The 15531-nt window shown below is 70.3% G+C and carries 14 protein-coding genes and 1 tRNA gene; 3 read left to right on the top strand and 12 right to left on the bottom strand.

The window, feature by feature from the left end; genetic code table 11:
• Positions 1-460: 460 nt before the first annotated feature.
• The 6 genes from ABT186_RS33940 to ABT186_RS33915 form a co-directional block, all read right to left on the bottom strand.
• Positions 461-988 carry a hypothetical protein gene (locus ABT186_RS33940; protein ID WP_263230759.1) on the bottom strand — a complete coding sequence of 176 codons (528 nt, stop codon included), beginning with the start codon at positions 986-988 and terminating at the stop codon, positions 461-463.
• A 163-nt stretch (positions 989-1151) separates the two neighbouring features.
• Positions 1152-2864, bottom strand: a complete 1713-nt coding sequence (locus ABT186_RS33935; RefSeq protein WP_263230760.1) for a relaxase/mobilization nuclease domain-containing protein — start codon at positions 2862-2864, stop codon at positions 1152-1154.
• Positions 2861-3421: a MobC family plasmid mobilization relaxosome protein gene (locus tag ABT186_RS33930; RefSeq protein ID WP_351928352.1), complete on the bottom strand. Its 561-nt coding sequence runs from the start codon at positions 3419-3421 to the stop codon at positions 2861-2863. Before ABT186_RS33930 ends, ABT186_RS33935 begins: the two co-directional genes overlap by 4 nt.
• Before the next feature lie 346 nt (positions 3422-3767).
• Positions 3768-4565 carry a DUF2637 domain-containing protein gene (locus tag ABT186_RS33925; protein WP_351928350.1) on the bottom strand — a complete coding sequence of 266 codons (798 nt, stop codon included), beginning with the start codon at positions 4563-4565 and terminating at the stop codon, positions 3768-3770.
• Positions 4566-5054: 489 nt separating this feature from the next.
• A complete protein-coding gene (locus ABT186_RS33920) occupies positions 5055-6317 on the bottom strand; it encodes a DUF3631 domain-containing protein (RefSeq protein WP_351928348.1) in 1263 nt (420 codons plus the stop codon).
• Positions 6318-6580: 263 nt separating this feature from the next.
• Positions 6581-6820, bottom strand: coding sequence for a hypothetical protein (locus ABT186_RS33915; protein ID WP_225099819.1), 240 nt, complete (start codon positions 6818-6820; stop codon positions 6581-6583).
• A gap of 96 nt (positions 6821-6916) precedes the next feature.
• Here ABT186_RS33915 and ABT186_RS33910 point away from each other — a divergent pair, with 96 nt between their 5' ends.
• Both ABT186_RS33910 and ABT186_RS33905 read left to right on the top strand, forming a co-directional pair.
• Complete coding sequence (locus ABT186_RS33910) at positions 6917-7603, top strand: helix-turn-helix domain-containing protein (protein WP_225099820.1); 687 nt, start codon at positions 6917-6919, stop codon at positions 7601-7603.
• The gene (locus ABT186_RS33905; RefSeq protein WP_351928346.1) at positions 7600-9183 is read left to right on the top strand and encodes a site-specific integrase; all 1584 of its coding nucleotides are present in this window, start codon (positions 7600-7602) and stop codon (positions 9181-9183) included. The genes ABT186_RS33910 and ABT186_RS33905 overlap by 4 nt, the downstream gene beginning before the upstream one ends.
• Positions 9184-9223: 40 nt before the next feature.
• Here the strand turns inward: ABT186_RS33905 and ABT186_RS33900 are convergent, their stop codons facing one another.
• A complete protein-coding gene (locus ABT186_RS33900; RefSeq protein ID WP_158922448.1) occupies positions 9224-9508 on the bottom strand; it encodes a hypothetical protein in 285 nt (94 codons plus the stop codon).
• Between the two features lie 244 nt (positions 9509-9752).
• Between ABT186_RS33900 and ABT186_RS33895 the strand changes: the two genes are divergently transcribed.
• On the top strand, positions 9753-10235 hold the full coding sequence (locus ABT186_RS33895; RefSeq protein ID WP_263230766.1) for a DUF5994 family protein: 483 nt from the start codon (positions 9753-9755) through the stop codon (positions 10233-10235).
• 24 nt (positions 10236-10259) lie between these two features.
• Here ABT186_RS33895 and ABT186_RS33890 read toward each other — a convergent pair whose 3' ends face one another.
• From ABT186_RS33890 to ABT186_RS33870, 5 genes are all read right to left on the bottom strand, one after another.
• A complete protein-coding gene (locus tag ABT186_RS33890; RefSeq protein WP_351928343.1) occupies positions 10260-11453 on the bottom strand; it encodes a PP2C family protein-serine/threonine phosphatase in 1194 nt (397 codons plus the stop codon).
• A 78-nt stretch (positions 11454-11531) separates the two neighbouring features.
• On the bottom strand, positions 11532-11972 hold the full coding sequence (locus ABT186_RS33885) for a DUF5994 family protein (RefSeq protein ID WP_351928341.1): 441 nt from the start codon (positions 11970-11972) through the stop codon (positions 11532-11534).
• On the bottom strand, positions 11954-13075 hold the full coding sequence (locus ABT186_RS33880) for an STAS domain-containing protein (protein WP_351928339.1): 1122 nt from the start codon (positions 13073-13075) through the stop codon (positions 11954-11956). Before ABT186_RS33880 ends, ABT186_RS33885 begins: the two co-directional genes overlap by 19 nt.
• A gap of 491 nt (positions 13076-13566) precedes the next feature.
• Positions 13567-13639 (bottom strand) — tRNA-Lys (locus ABT186_RS33875).
• A gap of 156 nt (positions 13640-13795) precedes the next feature.
• Positions 13796-15331, bottom strand: a complete 1536-nt coding sequence (locus ABT186_RS33870) for an amino acid permease (RefSeq protein ID WP_351229216.1) — start codon at positions 15329-15331, stop codon at positions 13796-13798.
• Positions 15332-15531 lie beyond the last annotated feature (200 nt).

Raw genomic sequence — 15531 nt, 5'->3', positions numbered from 1 at the left:
TCCCCGGGATCGCAGAATTCGCCCGAGGGGGACTACCCGCCCCAGCGGCCACGGACGACGGCAACGAATGGGTCGACGGGTTCTGCTGGCTCTACTGCGGCCAGCGCTGGACACGCGTCCTGTGGATCGGCCCCGCGAGCGTCGCCGGCGCCCAGGCGCCCATGTATGCATGCGGACCCTGCATCCGCGAGCTCCAAGCACGCGTCTGGGAGTCGCTACTCAGCAGGGATGAACCGACTCACTCTGACCGGCTGTACGAGCCCACCGCCCCAAGACCAACCTCGGGCCGACGTACTGGCAGGAACCGCGGCCAGAGCCGGTTCCTCCGCCACGGTTAAGCCCCCGCCCTGGCCACGGACGAGCCTGCCGTCCCCCGCGGCACGAGCCCTGTGGCCAGGGCGGGTCTCCTGCAGTACACCCACGGGCGCCACGCCCGTTGACGCCTCCGCCCGCAGGGAAGCTACTCTCCGCTTCCCTGCGCGCGGAGGCGCTCGATCTCCTTCTCCAATGCGGCTACTCGCCGCTCAAGCTCCGTACGGGTCAGCCTCTTCGGCCGCGAAGAAGGTGCTGGCTTCACAGGGGACCGCGGTTCTCCGGCCAGCCCGATCGGTTCGAAGGCCACGATCGCTGATGGGTCCTTCCCGCACTCCGGGCACTGCATTGATGACGAACCGTGCAGCGTGGGCTTGCGATTCTCGCAATGCCGCCGAGTCTCAACGATGTGGCCGCAATAGAGCCGTACGCGCCACCGCATGATCTCGCGCTCAGCGGTCTTGAAGTTGCGCAGCATGTCCAGTGCCCTGTCTGCGGCTGCGCGGCGACCTGCTGCGAGCACAGGGTCTGCCCGTTCTTCGGCCTCCTTCGCAGCGAGCACCTTCTCCACCCAACGTTCGATGTTCTCCGACTGCTCCTGCTGTCGGTGATCACCGCGGGTGAGCTGGTAGTCCTCCAACGGACAGCCGTGGCTCTCGTACTCCACCTCCCGCATGGCCGACACCGTAGTCCTGGGCAACGGGGCGCTCATGCAGAGTTCTTTCCTGGTCGACTGTGATGCCGCTCTGTGCCGAGCTGGACAGCCGACGATGGCTAAGTGATCGTGCACGACCGAGTGGACTCCTTGACCGCCCGGAGCCCGCTCGGTCATGGTCGCGCTAACGTCGGGGACGGGCGTCCCCTCCTTGAGTGGCGACACGGGCGGCCTGCTGCGGTGTCGGGATCGGGCTTCCCGCTGGCCAAGCCCCGGTGGTTGAGCGTCGGCGGGCAGCTTCGGCTCGGCGGTTGGGTGCCGGGTTTCGGCCGGTGTGCTGGATGCGGGTGATCAGGACGCGGGCAGGATGACGGGCGGTGGTCAGCTCGCGCTGTGCGGCGGCTTCCTTGAGGAGCTGGTGGGGTTGGTGGCCGCGGGCTTCGGCGTCGGCGAGCACGGTGGCGAGTGCCGGCCAGGCCGGGTCGGCGAGGATCCGCTTGGCGTGGTCGGGGACTGCCGCTCGTACGTCGCTGGCCAGGACGCCACACGCTTGGGCCCTTGGGGGCCGGGCTGCGAGTTCGGTGAGCGTGGGGGTGAGGGCGTGGTCGGCGGCGGTCCGGAGGTGCTGGACTGCCTGGCGGGCCGCTTCGGCTTGGTGGGCGTGGTTCTTTGCTTCGTGCCAGCGTCCGGCGACGATGGCGGCCCAGACAAGACCGGCGAGCAGGACGGCGAGTGCGCTGCCGTCGGGACCGGTGGCGGTGTGGACGATGTCGCGTGCCGCGCTGCGCAGCGCGTGGGCGGCGCGGTCTTCGGCGCGGATCTGGGAGCGCTGGGCTCGGGCGAACGCCTTGGAGGCGGCTCGGAGTTCGGCGCGCAGGTTGGCGGGTGCTTTCTGGGCGGTGGCTTCGAGCAGCTCGCCGAGGGCTGCGATGTGGGCCTGGGCGTGTGTGTCGTCGGCGAGGCCGGTGTGGAGGGTGTCGAGGGCGTCGGTGGCCTGCTGCCAGGGGGTGCTGGGGTGGTTGCGGCGGGCGGTGGGGTGTTCTTCGGGTCGGCCGGATTCAAGGCGGGCCTTGATCTTGGGCAGGGAGAGGTCGGGGGAGATTTTGCTTCCGGGGTGGTAGATCTGCTCGCCGGCCACGTTGACGTCGCCGGGGCGGCCGGCGGCGTAGCCGAGGAGGTCTCCTGACGGACCGCGTCGCGCTTTGACCTCGATGCCGTCGGCTTCGAGGTAGGCGATGAATTCCTCGGCGCCTGTCACGTGGGGGATGGCGGCGCGTATGCGGTCCTGGAGCCATTCGGGGCTGGTCTGGTCCCAGCCGAGGCGTTCGGCCTTGTGCATCTCGGCCTGGGTGGGCCGTCGGGCACCGGTGCGGTCGCCCTTCTTCAGCCGGCGCAGCCCGTAGTCCTTCTCGATCTCGCGGCAGGCGTCGCCGACGCGCACGCCGCTGTCGTGGAGTTTGGGGCGGCGGCCGTCTTCGCGGACGGTGGTAGCGAGGATGTGGATGTGGTCGTCGGCGTGGCGTACGGCGATCCAGCGGCAGGCCAGGTCGTCGCCGGCGGGGGCGATGTCGGCGGCCTGGACGATGCGCTGGGCTATCTCGGCCCACTCGGCGTCGGAGAGGTAGCGGTCCTCGGGCGCGGCGCGGACGGGGCAGTGCCAGACGTGGTCGGTGACCTTCTGGCCGAACTCGTTGTTGCGCAGGCGTACGGGCGCGTCGAGGTGGCGGCCGAGTTCGGTGAGCGTGGCGTTCTCGTCACGGCCGGGGTCGGGCATGCCGAGCATGGCGAATCCGGCCACGATGTGCGGGTCGAGGTGTTCGTCGCGGCGGCCGGGGCCGTAGAGGTAGGCGAGCAGGCCGCGGGTGTTGGACCCGGCCGGTTTGATGGCGGCGATCACGCAGCTGCCTCCGTCTCCGAATCGGCGGGCTGGCGCAGGGCCTCGGCGATCAGCTCCAGCAGGTCGTGGAGCTCGGTCAAGCGCTGGCGAATGTCGGACGGGGTCTGATCGCTGTTGAGGGCTCGGGCGATCTGGTTGACGTTGACGCCGATCCGGTTGAGCTGGCGCAGGACCTGGGCGCGGAAGATGTGCGTGCGGCGGCGGTCCTCGGACAGGGGCAGGTTGGCGGTGAACCGGCCGCTGATGAATGCGAGGACGATGTCGGCGGCGAAACCGGACTCGCCCTTGTAGCCGTGCTCGGTGGCAGCCTCCTGGAGCAGGACGTGCTCGTCGCCGGTGAAGCGCAGGGGGCCGACGCGTACGGTCCGCTTGGTGCCGGTGAAACGGCGGATCGCCGGCTGGACGCTCTGCACGGCTCGATCCTCGGCGGCTGGCACGGTGGCGGGTGCGGGGTGGAGGATCTGGCGCTGGACGGTGTGGAGCGTCTCCGGGTCGGCGCTGCCCTCGGCCCCGAGCCCTTGGTCCTGCGCCCCCTGGCGCTGGGCCGTCTCCGCCACCCCCGGGGCGGAGACCCCCGAAGACCGGCCTTGAGTCGGACTCGGGGTACTACTGGCTCCGCCAGGGGCACCCCGTCCGAACGCACGCCGCAGACGGTTCATCAGCGTAGAGGACTTCGTCAGCGGTATCGGCTCGTCTGGGGTGTCTTGAGGGTGGTGCGGGTTGTGCGTCACGGGCGGTGCTCCAGGAGGGGTGGGCAAGGCGGGCAATTCCGCAGGAGGGGGCGGCGGAGTGGGGACAGTCACCGCCTCGTCCACAGATGTGGATAAGCGGGCGGCGAGTGAGACCGGTGGCCGACTGGCCGGGGTGACCGGAAGGGTTCCGGTCACCCCGTGGAGATTCCGGTCAGCCGCTGTCCGGACCGGTCTCGGCGGCGGCTTCGATTTCGGACCGGAGGGTGGTCATCACGTCGGTCTGCCGCTCGCTGCTGATCGTCAGGCCCTTGGCCTTGACGGCATTCCGGAGCAGTGACCGGGTGAGCGTGCCGTGCTCGGCGAGGGCGATCCGGCCGATCTCCACGAGTTCCTCAAGCGTGGCGCCGGGCGGGCGGCCACCGCGCGGCCTGCTCTCCGCAATCTCGGACGGTGGGTTCGACGGCTGGCACGACACGGCGGTCCGCGGCACGGGCTGGGCGGGCTCGGCCGGTGCCTCGGCAAGCGTGGCGGGGGCGGTGACCGGTGGTTCCGGCGCCTGGACCGGCGCGGGTTCCGGATGGCCCGCAGGCTGGTCGACGAGCTGATGGATCTGCCGCATCAGGACGCCGAAGGCCAGCAGCGCTGCGGTCGGGGGGACCGCGGCGACCACGTAGTCGAGCAGCGGAACGGTGCCTGCGCTGCCGGTTCCGTTGACTCCGGCAACGTTGAGCGCGATGGAGCCGACCGATCCGGTGGCCGTCAGGGCGATCGCCCACCTGTCGGTCACCCTGCGCAGGCCCGCGCGGAGCATGAGCAGTTCGCCCGCGACGATGAAGGCGTCCAGGGTCGCCGGCCAGGCCCAGCGTCGGGTGGTGGAGCTGCGCAGCCCGTGCTGGCCGGCGACCTCGGCGAGGTGTGCGTACGACAGCCAGAATCCGCTGATGGTGAGGGCGACGATGACGACTCCGGCTGCACCGAGCGTGTACCGCTCGATGTCCTTCTTGGTCATCGACAGCCGTCCTTCGTCGGGACGGTGCCCCCGGTAGGTGGGGCTGGGTGTCGGGGTAGGGAGGGTCAAGCGGGGTGCTCCTGGGGTTTGGCGGTGTGATCCGTCTTGCCGTCTTGGCCGTTGCAAGCGCAGGTCAGGGCCGGTACGGCAGGGCGTGGATGTGCCGTACCGGCGGCGTTCGGGCGTCGTCCGGCGTGTGCGGCGCGGCCTGACGGCGGGCGGCCTGCCGGCGGCGTCTCGTCGTGTCCCCGGCCGGGCGGGACGGCACTTCCACGTTGTGCCGTCCCACTCGGCGGGGCTGTGACCTGCGGTGATACGGCGAGGACGCGTGGGACGGCGCAAGACGGATCCGGGCGGCGTCCTCCCGGCGGCAGCGATTCACCATGATCGCTTTGCCGTCTTGTCGCCGGCTGCCGTCTTGCCTGCATGCCGTTTGACCTGCGGAATCACGGCAGGGACGGCAGGGACGCCCACCGGGGGATGCGGGGGTCAGTCTGCGCTGGGGGCGGCAGGCTCGGTGTCCGCTGAGTGGACAGTGGGGCAGTAGCGCCGCCAGGCGTCGAGGAACTTGTTGCGCATGTAGCCCTTGCGCTGGGTTCCGTCGGGGAGGCGAACGTTGCCGGGCCTGATGTCGAACTCTCGGAGCATCGCTGCCAGGTCCTTGGCGTTCAGCCCGTTGCGTCCCCACTCCGCCCAGGGGCTCTCGGCATCCTGCCGGAGCTGGTGGAGTAGTTCGTCCGTGGTAAGGCTGTCGGGCTCGCGCTGGGCTACGAACACCCTGCGGATGTCGGCGAGGATTCGGGCTCCCCCGGGCCGGTCCTCCTCTGCCTCGACCTCTGCGGCGACCATCCGTGCGCACGCTTCTCGGGCGCGACGGGGCCAGGATCCGGCGGCCAGGTCCGCGATGATGACCAACGGCTCCCAGGTGTCGGCGGCCCGGTCCTCCACCGGCATGTCCGGCTCCAGGTCCGCTGCCTCATCCAGCAGCGGCCTTGCCCATGCAGCGATCCGGTCGCGCAGGTCGTGCAGAGCGGGGATGTCGCGTCGGGAGCGGAAGGGCTTGACGCGCTCGCCCTCCGCCCGGCGGCGCATACGGATCACCACAGCCCGGTCCATGATCGTGTCGGGCAGGTCACCGATCCCCGCGAGGGCCGCCATGGCAAAGGTGGCGAACCGGTGCGGGGTGTGGTCGTTGCCGACCACCCGCGTGACGTAGCGGTTGCGTTGGTGGCCGGCGTTGAGCAGGCCGCGCATCTCCTCGTTCTTCTCCGCCATCTTCGGCGTGCCGAAGATGGTGTCCGCCTCGTCCACCAGGAGCGTGGGCGGCTCCTCGGTGATCGACCGGAACACCGCAGCCGGTGTGGTGTTGATGGTGAGCATCGGCTCGTGGACCGTCTCGGTCAGTACGTCCAGCAGCCGCGACTTGCCGCACCGCTTCGCCGGCCCCACCACCGCCAGACGCGGCGCGTGCTGCCAGGCCGGCTGCAGATGCGTCGCCGCCACCCACAGCGTCACCGCATCCAGCGCCTCCGGCGAGGGCAGGATCACGAACTTCGCTATCTGCTCACGCAGTTCGTCCAGCAGCGCCGAGCCGACGGTCGGCTCCGGATCCGGTGCCGGAGTCCCGGCTGCCTCGACCGGTGCGGCGGGCTCGGGTTCGCCCTGGTCGGGCTTGCCCGGCACCGCGACCGACGGCCATGCGGTGGCAGGGGATACGGGGGTGGAATAGGGCGCAGGGTTCTCAGGTTGCACCAGGTGGCTCCTCTTCTGCGCCGCCGGGCATGCAGGCCCAGCGGCGCGGATCGTTCGTTGGAGACGGGCGACGGGGATTCCCGAGCCTCCGGCGTTGCCGCGCCAGAGGCTCGCTGCGTTCAGAGACTGAACACGCTCTGTGTCCCGAGTCGGGACACTCGCTCGGTGCCCCGAGGGAACACGGACAGTACGTCCACCCCCGGCGACAGTCCAGCGATTCTGTGTCAGCTCAGCGCAGAACCGTCTGCTACGCTGCCGCCCCTTCACGCCGCCAGACCCAGCAGTTCCCACAAGTCCGCGGTCACCACCCGGTAGGCGTTGCCCAGGCGCAGCACCTTGCACGGGTAGGCGCCTCGCTTCGCCAGCTCATAGCCCTTGCTCCGGCCGAGCCCCAGCGCTCGATTGCTCGTGTCCAGGTCAACCGCCACCGGGAGGGCGAGTACCTCCTCCCGACTCATCCCCTTCGAGCCCTTCGAGTCTCCGGCCATCGCGTCGTCGCGCATGCAGTGCGCCCCTTTCCATGCAGCCCTCGGCGAACGCAGTCATCACGTCCGGCTCCAGGCGTCTACCAACCAGGATGGCCAAGCTAATGTGTCTTTATGACACAACGCGGCTTCGATGATGGAAGTGACGAGGACGACGTCCCCGAGTGGGCGGACCGGATCAAGGCCAACGTCGCCGGCGAAGTCCGGCGCAGAAGGAAGGAGATGGGGTGGAGCGCACAGGACCTGGCGGACCGGTGCGAACAGCTCGGACATCCCATCCCGCGCAACGTGATCGCCAACATGGAGTCCGGCCGCCGGGCCAACCTCCCCCTCGCGGACGTCATGGTCCTGGCCGCCGCCCTGGAGACGTACCCGGTCTGCCTGATCTTCCCGGTCGGCTACGTCGAAAAGACCCAGGAACTCCCCTTCCAGCACCTCGTGCCCACCTGGGACGCCCTACGGCGCTTCACCGGGGAAGAGGACGTACCCGGCTACGACGCGGGCCTGGTCCCCGACTTCGAGCTTCACGCCAGTCTCGTCCGCACCGCTCTCGCCGCGCTCGAAGAGGAAGAACAGGCCCGGTTCGCGGCCAAGACGGCCACCAGCCGCGCCGAGAAGGAAGAAGCCGAGCGCCAGCAGGCCAAGTACGCCGATCAGGCCGTCTCGGCCAAGTACAGGCTCCGCTACCTCCGCCGCGACCTCCGCGAGGAGGGGGCCACCCCACCTGATCTGCCACCCGCACTGGGCGATGTCGACCCGCCCGAACCCGATACCGAAACCACCCCGGAGGAACGCCTTTGAAGGGCTCCACCTACCGCCGTTGCTCCTGCCGCGACCCGAAGACCGGCAAGGAACTCGGCGCCTCGTGCCCCAAGCGCAAGGGCCGCAAGCACGGTTACTACTCCATACGCCAGGAACTGCCGCCCCGCGAGGACGGCACCCGTCGCTCCTTCAGCCGCGCCGGCTACGAGTCCCTCAAGGACGCCCAGTCGGAACTCGACCACGTCCGCTCCCTGCTGGCCCTCGCGGACAAGGACGACCCCGACAGCCTCCAGCGCCTCGCCGCCATGCTGGCGGAGGTCGCGGCCGAGAAGGCCCCACTGCCGGCCATCGAGGAGACCCAACGCCGTCTGCGTGCGGGCCTGGCCCTCCGTGGCAGCCTCACCGTCGGCGAGTGGCTCGACCAGTGGTTCGCCGCGAAGAAGCGCCGCAAGACCACGCTGAACGGTTACGCCTCCCACATCCGCGTCCACCTGAAGCCGCGCATCGGCCACGTGCGCCTCGACCGGCTCAACGTCGGCCACCTGGTGGAGATGTTCGACGCGATCGCCGACGAGAACGAGGTGATCGCGGCCGAGAACGAGGCCCGCCGCGAGCAGATCGCCCGCTGCAAGCCGAGCAAACCCGGGCGACCCGTAGGGGCCGAGCGAAAGCTGCTCGCGGCCGAGCGGGCCAAGCTGGCGGAGATGAAGCCGTTCCGAAAGATCACCGGCCCGGCCACCCGGCAGGCGATCCGCCGCACCCTGCGCGCGGCGCTGAATTCCGCGATCGCCCAGCAGCTCATCACCTTCAACGCGGCCTCCCACGTCGAGCTGGAGTCCGGCAGGCGCCCCAAGCCCCTCCTCTGGACCGAGGAGCGGGTCCGACGCTGGCGCGAGACGGGCGAGATCCCCGGCGCGGTCATGGTCTGGACCCCGCAGCAGTTCGGCGCCTTCCTGGACGCCGCCGAGGGTGACCGGCTGTACGCGATCTTCCACCTGATGGGCACCCGCGGCCTCCGTCGCGGCGAGGCGGTCGGCCAGGACTGGCACGAGATCGATCTCGGCGCCGGCCTCATCACTCCGGCCAAGGAGATCGTGGTCGACGGCTGGGAACCCTACGAGTCCGAGCCTAAGACAGACGGCAGCGCGAACACGATCGCGCTCGACAGCATGAACATCGCCGTGCTGCGCCACCACAAGGCCCGCCAGGACAAGGAGCGTGCGGACTGGGGCGGCGCCTGGCAGGACACGGGCAAGGTCTTCACGAAGGAGGACGGCTCCTGGCTCCACCCCGAGACGGTGTCGGAGACCTTCCGCCGTATCCTCGCCACGACCGACCTGCCCCCCATCACCCTGCGGGACCTGCGCCACGTGGCCGCGACGCTCACGCACGGAGGCGGCGGCGACATCCACACGGTGAAGGAGACCCTCCGGCACTCCACCATCACGCTGACCTCGGACACGTACACGAGCCTGCTCCCGGAGCTCGACCGCGAAATCGCTGAGAAGGCAGCGAGGCTGATCCCGCGGTCCCGTCCGGCAGCCGCCGAACCGTCCGCCCCGGCAGCGTTCGATCCGCAGGCCACCGGCACATCCGCCCAGGCGTCACACGGGGATTGAAGTCCCGGCCCGAAAAGCAGCGACCGGGCGTGGAGCCGCGTCACTCACTCGGCCTGGGATCACCCCACTCCTCTTCCTCCTCCATGTAACGGATGCCCTCATGGGACAGTGAGACGGTGGCGGGCGTCTTGTGCGACGTCCACTCGACGGTGATCAGGCCCTCGTCGGCCAGGTAGGCGCAGGCTGCGGACAGGTCGTCGTCGGGCAGCCGGAGCGCCTCGCGCAGTGCCGCCCCGCTGACCTCAGGTCGGTTGCGTTCCATGGCTCCGTAGAGTTGCCGGAGGACGGCCTTGCGGTAGGTCTTGCGTTCACGGAGTGTCGTCATCTCTGGCGCTCCCAGGCTGGTATCCGAGGCTGCTGATGCCGACAGGCAGTGGGCCTTGCGGCCTCGCTCACAGCCTCCGCCGCCCGGGTGCCCCGCCGCGCAGCCCCTCATGCGGCTTCCCCTCGCTGTATGCGGGCGTCCCGGCGATTCCCGGCGACGCCGATGCTCGCGGTGATGGGGAGTAGCGTGGTCAGAAGCGAGGCGGATCCCGTGTTCGCACCGGATCCCGGACAGGTGGTCCTCCATGACCGGCTCCGACACATCCCCTGGTTCCAGGCACCTGCCGAGCGGTGTGCACCATGCCGTGCGGCCGGGGAGTGCACTGCTCCGGCTGGAGACGACGGCATCGCGCGAAGGCGTCCTCGACGGGGCGTGGTGGCCGCGGTCGCGCGACATCGGTGCCGAGCTGCCCGCGCTGCTGAGCGCCCTCACCGAGCACCTGGGCCCCCTGACCCGCGTCGGGCTGGATGCCACGGCCTGGGAGGGGCTCCCGACCCGGATCGTCGTCGGCGACCACGTGGTACACGTGGACTCCTTCCCGGTGGGTGACGACACGGTCCTGATCACCCGGGGCGAGGGTGACCTCTTCTCGCTGCTGGTGGTCCCACCGGACACGCCTCCCGAGGCCGCCCGCGCTGCGATGGCACAGGCTGCCCTGGCCGGCAACGTCAGCGAGGCGGGGCAGATCCTCATCGACACGGGAAGCGGGCAGAGGCCGTCCGGCTGACCTTCGTCGTTGCCGGTGGTGCGGTCAGCCGCGCCACTCCACCAGGAGCAGCGTCGCGTCGTCCGTCGTGTGTCCGCCCCGTGCTCGCTTGAGGGTGTGCGACAGGGAGCGCGCCACCGCCCGGACCCCGCGACCGGTCCTCTCCAGCCGGTTCACGCAGTCGATCAGCTGGTCCTCACCGAACTGCTCCTCACCCACGGCGTGTTCCTCGATCAGTCCGTCCGTGAAGCAGAGGACGCGGTCTCCACGCTCCAGGTCCAGCTCACTGACCTCCGGCGCCGGCCCGCCCAGGCCGACCGGGAGGGTCGTGGGGGCGACCAGCCGACGCGCGACGCGGTGATCGCGCACGAGTATCGGTGGCGGGTGTCCCGCATTGACCCAGTGCATCCGCCCCGTGGCCGTGTCCAGCCGCATCATCTGGGCGGTGACGAAGTGGTCCGGGCCGAACTGGTGTACCACGGCGACGTCCATGGCGGCGTAGATCTCCGACAGGCCGGTGCCGAGGCGGCGGGCGTGACGGTAGGCGCCGATGGCCACGGTGGCCATGGTGGCCGCGCCCAGGCCGTGCCCCATCGCGTCGATCATGGCCACGTGGAGGATGTCACCGTTGAGCGCGTAGTCGAAGCTGTCCCCCGCCACGTCGTAGGCGGGCTCCAGGATCCCGGCCACGGCGACCCGCGGCATGACCATGGCCAGAGGCGGCAGCAGGGACCACTGGATCTCGGCGGCGACGCTCATCGGCTCACCGCGGCGGGTGGAGAAGAACAGGTCGGAGTAGCCGTGCTTGGTCACCAGCAGGTCGGCAACTAGGCCGGAGAGCCTGGCCAGCAGCCGCCGGTCGTCGTCATCGACCCGGTCCAGCGTCACGGCCATGACGCCCACCTGGTCGCCGCCGTCCAGCAGCGGCAGGTGGACCCGTACGCCGTCGGCCTCGGGCACCTCGACGGGCTGGGCGTCGAGAAAGCACCGGCCCGCGACGGAAGCGTCGATGTCCTGCGGATCCCCGCCCGTGAGGCCCTCACCGCGCAGAGGTACGAGCAGCAACTGGCCGTAGTCCTGGAGCAGCACCTGCGGACGGCGGCCGCCGAGCCGCTCCACCACGTCGGCGACCAGCGGTCCGATGAGGTGGGGCGGGAGCTCGTGCGCCCGGTCGAGAACCGCCCCCAGAAGCGCTTCCCCGAAGCTCTCGGAGCGGTCCGTGCCCGGTTCGGCCGTCATCCCGCTCACCCGCTGTGATCCACATGGACACCGGCGGCGGGGTCGGCCGGCGAAAGGACTACCCGTCCCATCACTCCATCATGGGCCGTGCTGTTCCCCTGCGCCCTCCCGGCCGAAGCCGTCCTCGACATGTGCCAAGGTGCGCTGAGCCGACAGCGGATTCCACGGATCGGCGGCGGCGGTCAGCAGGCGTTCGGCGGTTCCGGCCGGCTCGTCGGGCGGGACGACCAGCAGCTCCCAGCGCCCCAGGGTGCCGCAGTCCAGGGTGATGGCATGCTCCTCGGCGGTGGCGTCGCTCAGGACGACCTCGATCACGTGGTCCGGCGCCGACACGGTCAGTGGCGCGTCAGGCCAGGCCGCAGCGCCGACCGTGACGCGGGTGACCGTGCCACGGCCGGGGTCGAGCGAGCCCACGAGCGCGGGCAGCTCCAGTTCCAGGGCGTCGCAACGCGGCCACCACGCTCCGTCCAGCGGGCCATGGCTGGCCTCCGGCGTGAGCCTCAGCCGGGCCAGCGGCATCCTGTACGTGTGCGCGTCACTCGGCGGCCGGTCTCCTGCGGGCGGTGTGGGGGAGTCCATCGTGCGATCCCGTCCGGGCGGCCTGGAGCTGCCCTCGTTCGCCACTCGCCGGGAACGGCGCTGTCCTGATCATGCGCCCGACATGCTCTCGGTGTCTTCAAGGCTACGCCCGGCCTGGACGGGCGGCCCGAGGCTGGAAGCGACGGTCCGCTTCCCCGGAACAGGGTCAACACGCAAGGAGCGCCCCGACCGGGCAGCCCGACCATCTCCCCGTGGTTCCGCCAGCCCCACGAGTCGTAGGCGGCTTGTCCGGCCCGGTCGGCCGGATTCAGCAGGGCCACTCCGAGCTCGGTGCGCTCATCGGCCAGCAGACGCTGTTGCAGACGGCGGCCGATGTCGCGGCGCTGTGGGTGCTGGTGCGCCACGACCTGAGTGAGGAGCAGGAACCGGGCACAGCCGGTGAGCCGTTGGACGCTCTCCTGCAACCCCTGTTCGGACCGGCTGACGGGACTCACCGGAAACCCGAAGACGCACCCCACCAACACCGTCGTCTCGGCCACCAGCAGCGCGAAGCCAGGCCGTCGGGCGCTGACGGCAAGCCGCCGCAGGAAGTCGTCCCGCATGAAGGGGCCGGCCACGGCCAGGTCGGCGATGTCCTCGCTCATCCCCTCCACCTGCCGGCGAGTCAGCCTGCGCAGGCGGATCCCGTCCTTGACGACCGGCGCACCGGCGCGGTCGCCGGACGTCTGCGTCCCGCCGGCCGACGGACCCGCCGCGGACGTGTCCAGCAGATCGCGGAGCAGGGGCGCGGAGCCGGTGAAGGCGAGGAGCCGGGTGATCTGCGCGCACGGATGGTGCAGGTGCAGGCAGGCGTGCACGCGGCCGGCATGCCGTGACGCCGCCAGGAAGACGTCCAGGCCCTTGGCGTCACAGGAGCCGACCGTGGTGAGATCGACGTCGATGGCGGTCATGCCGTCGCGCAGGCACTGCTCCAGCGCGGCCCGCAGCAGGGGCGCCGAGGCCGGCCAGATGTCGCCGACGAGCGTGACGAGGGCCCGCTCCCCCCGGTCACGCCGGTGGATGTCCAGGCGCTGCACGGCCATCACCCCGCCCTTCGGCAGGGAAACGCAACGACCAGGGAAGGGTGCGGAGTTGTTGTGATCGCGGCGGGCATGATTGCCGACCCGTCTCCGCACCGCCGCTCGGACGGCCCGGGGTTCGTCTCTCGCCGAGGACGACCCGGCAGGACGGCCGGAGTGCGTGATGCCCTCGGTATCTCCACCGTACGCCGCCGGCCGACTCGACCCGCAGCACCGGACGGGCTCACCCGTAAGGCCCGTAAGGAGCGCACCGCCTGCCGAGGCTCATGGAGACATCCGGGGCAGACGGCCCACTCGTGGGGCACACTGCCGTACCTCACGCCCGCCGGGTATCCGCTGAGGGCGGTCTCACACAAAACCGCCGCAGGTGGCCGCTCTTCCCGCTCACGCATCGCTCACGCAGGAGCCCGGAAACGAAGCAGCGTCCGAGCCAACTGACGCCGGCTCGGACGCTGCGTAGCAGGTCAGGGGCCATATCCCCCGCCTACCAGCCGTAGGCCCTGTGGGACTCGAACCCACAACCAATGGATTAAAAGTCCACTGCTCTGCCAATTGAGCTAAGGGCCCAGGCGATGTTGCCTCCCCGAGCATAGCCCGAGGAGGCGGGGACTCCGATCGAGTATCGGAGTCCTGGCCACACCAACGGCCGAGATCCTGCGGATGGACCCACCGCCGACCGGCCGCACGCGGAAGGTCCCGCCGTCCGTCCAGCCCCTCCCGGGCCTACGGATCCACCGGCTCCGCCGCGCCCGACCGTGCCGCCTCCCGGGCCAGCGTGCGCGCGTGGGCCGGGTTCAGGAACCAGTGGCGGGCCGACGCCAGCCACCATGTCGCCGCGAAGCCCAGCACCGCCAGGACCGCGACCGGAGCGTAGTTGAACGTCTCCCAGGTCACCGGTGAGACCTGCGGCAGCATGAACAGGATCGTGATGACACCTACCCAGGCCACCGACACCACACCGATCACCTGCGACCACCGGCCCAGGTGCCAGGGCCCGCGCTCGAACGCATCCCCCTTCAACACCCGCAGCAGCGTCGGGATCACATAGGCGACGTAGAGCCCGATGACGGCGATCGAGGTCACCGCCGCGTAGGCCGTGTAGTTGATCAGGTACGGCAGGCCCAGCGCCAGTGCCGCCAGCACGGCCAGCCACACCGCCGCCACCGGCGTCCGGGTGCGCGGGCTCACCGTGTGCCACACATGCGAGAACGGCAGCGCGCCGTCGCGCGAAAAGGCGTAGATCATGCGGCTGTTGGCCGTGACGGAAGCCATTCCGCAGAACAGCTGGGCCCCGATCACGACGAGCAGCAGGAGCTTGCCCGCGGTCGCGCCCAGCGCGTCGAGCAGGATCTGGGCGGGCGGGGCGCCCGTCGGCGAGGCCAGCTCCTTGTCGTACGACTGGATCGCGAAGGTGAAGCCGAGCAGCAGCACGAACCCGGCGACCCACGATGTCCAGATCGACCGTACGATCCCCTTCGGCCCGGCCGTGGACGCGTCGTGCGTCTCCTCCGTCATGTGCGCGGAGGCGTCGTACCCGGTGAAGGTGTACTGCGCCATCAGCAGCCCGAGGAGGACGACGTACAGCCCGCTGCCCCATCCGGTGTTGTTCACGAACTTGGTGAACACGAACGACGCCGACTGGTGGTGGTCCGGTACGAAGGCGAGCGCGCCGACGATGACCAGGACGCCCACCACGTGCCACCACACGCTGATGTTGTTGAGGATGCCGACGATCCGTACGCCGAAGGTGTTGAGCAGCCCGTGCAGCAGCAGGATCGCGGCGAACAGCAGCATCGTCCGCCCCGGCGTCACCTCGAAGTCGAACTGCAGATTCAGATACGCGCCCAGGAACGACGCCGCGCCGAAGTCGATGCCGGCGGTCACGGCGACCTGCCCGAGGACGTTGAACCATCCGGTGAACCAGGCCCAGGCCGCCGCGCTCCTCGGCGGAGCCAGCCGGTGCGCCCAGAAGTAGAGCCCGGCCGAGGTCGGATAGGCCGAGCAGATCTCGGCCATGGACAGGCCCACGAACAGCGTCATCAGGCCGACGGCGACCCAGCCCCAGGTGATCACGGCGGGTCCGCCGGTGTTCATCCCGAAGAGATACAAGGTCAGACAGCCCGAGAGCACCGAGATGATCGTGAACGACACGGCGTAGTTCGAGAACGCCGACATGCGGCGGGCGAGGACCTGGGTGTAGCCGAGCTGGGCAAGCCGTTCCTCGTCCGACAGCCCGCTTGGTGTGGCGTCATGTGTCATGCCCCCAGCGATTCCCTCGCCGGGGGCGTGACATGCGCCACACCATAGATGCTTTGGCCAAAAGTTGTCCCGGCGGTTCGCCGGTGATGTCCCCGATGCCGACGATCGAGAAGCCGATCACGCGGTCGGCGGTCGGCGTCCCGAACACGGAAAAGCGCCGCGCCCCCCCCCCCCGCGGGGGGGGGGGGGGCGGCGGGCAA

The organism is Streptomyces sp. NPDC001634 (genome assembly GCF_040298185.1).
Taxonomy (GTDB): Bacteria; Actinomycetota; Actinomycetes; order Streptomycetales; family Streptomycetaceae; genus Streptomyces.
The sequence above is the reverse complement of the archived record's forward strand: the minus strand, read 5'-3'. Positions and strand labels throughout refer to the sequence as shown.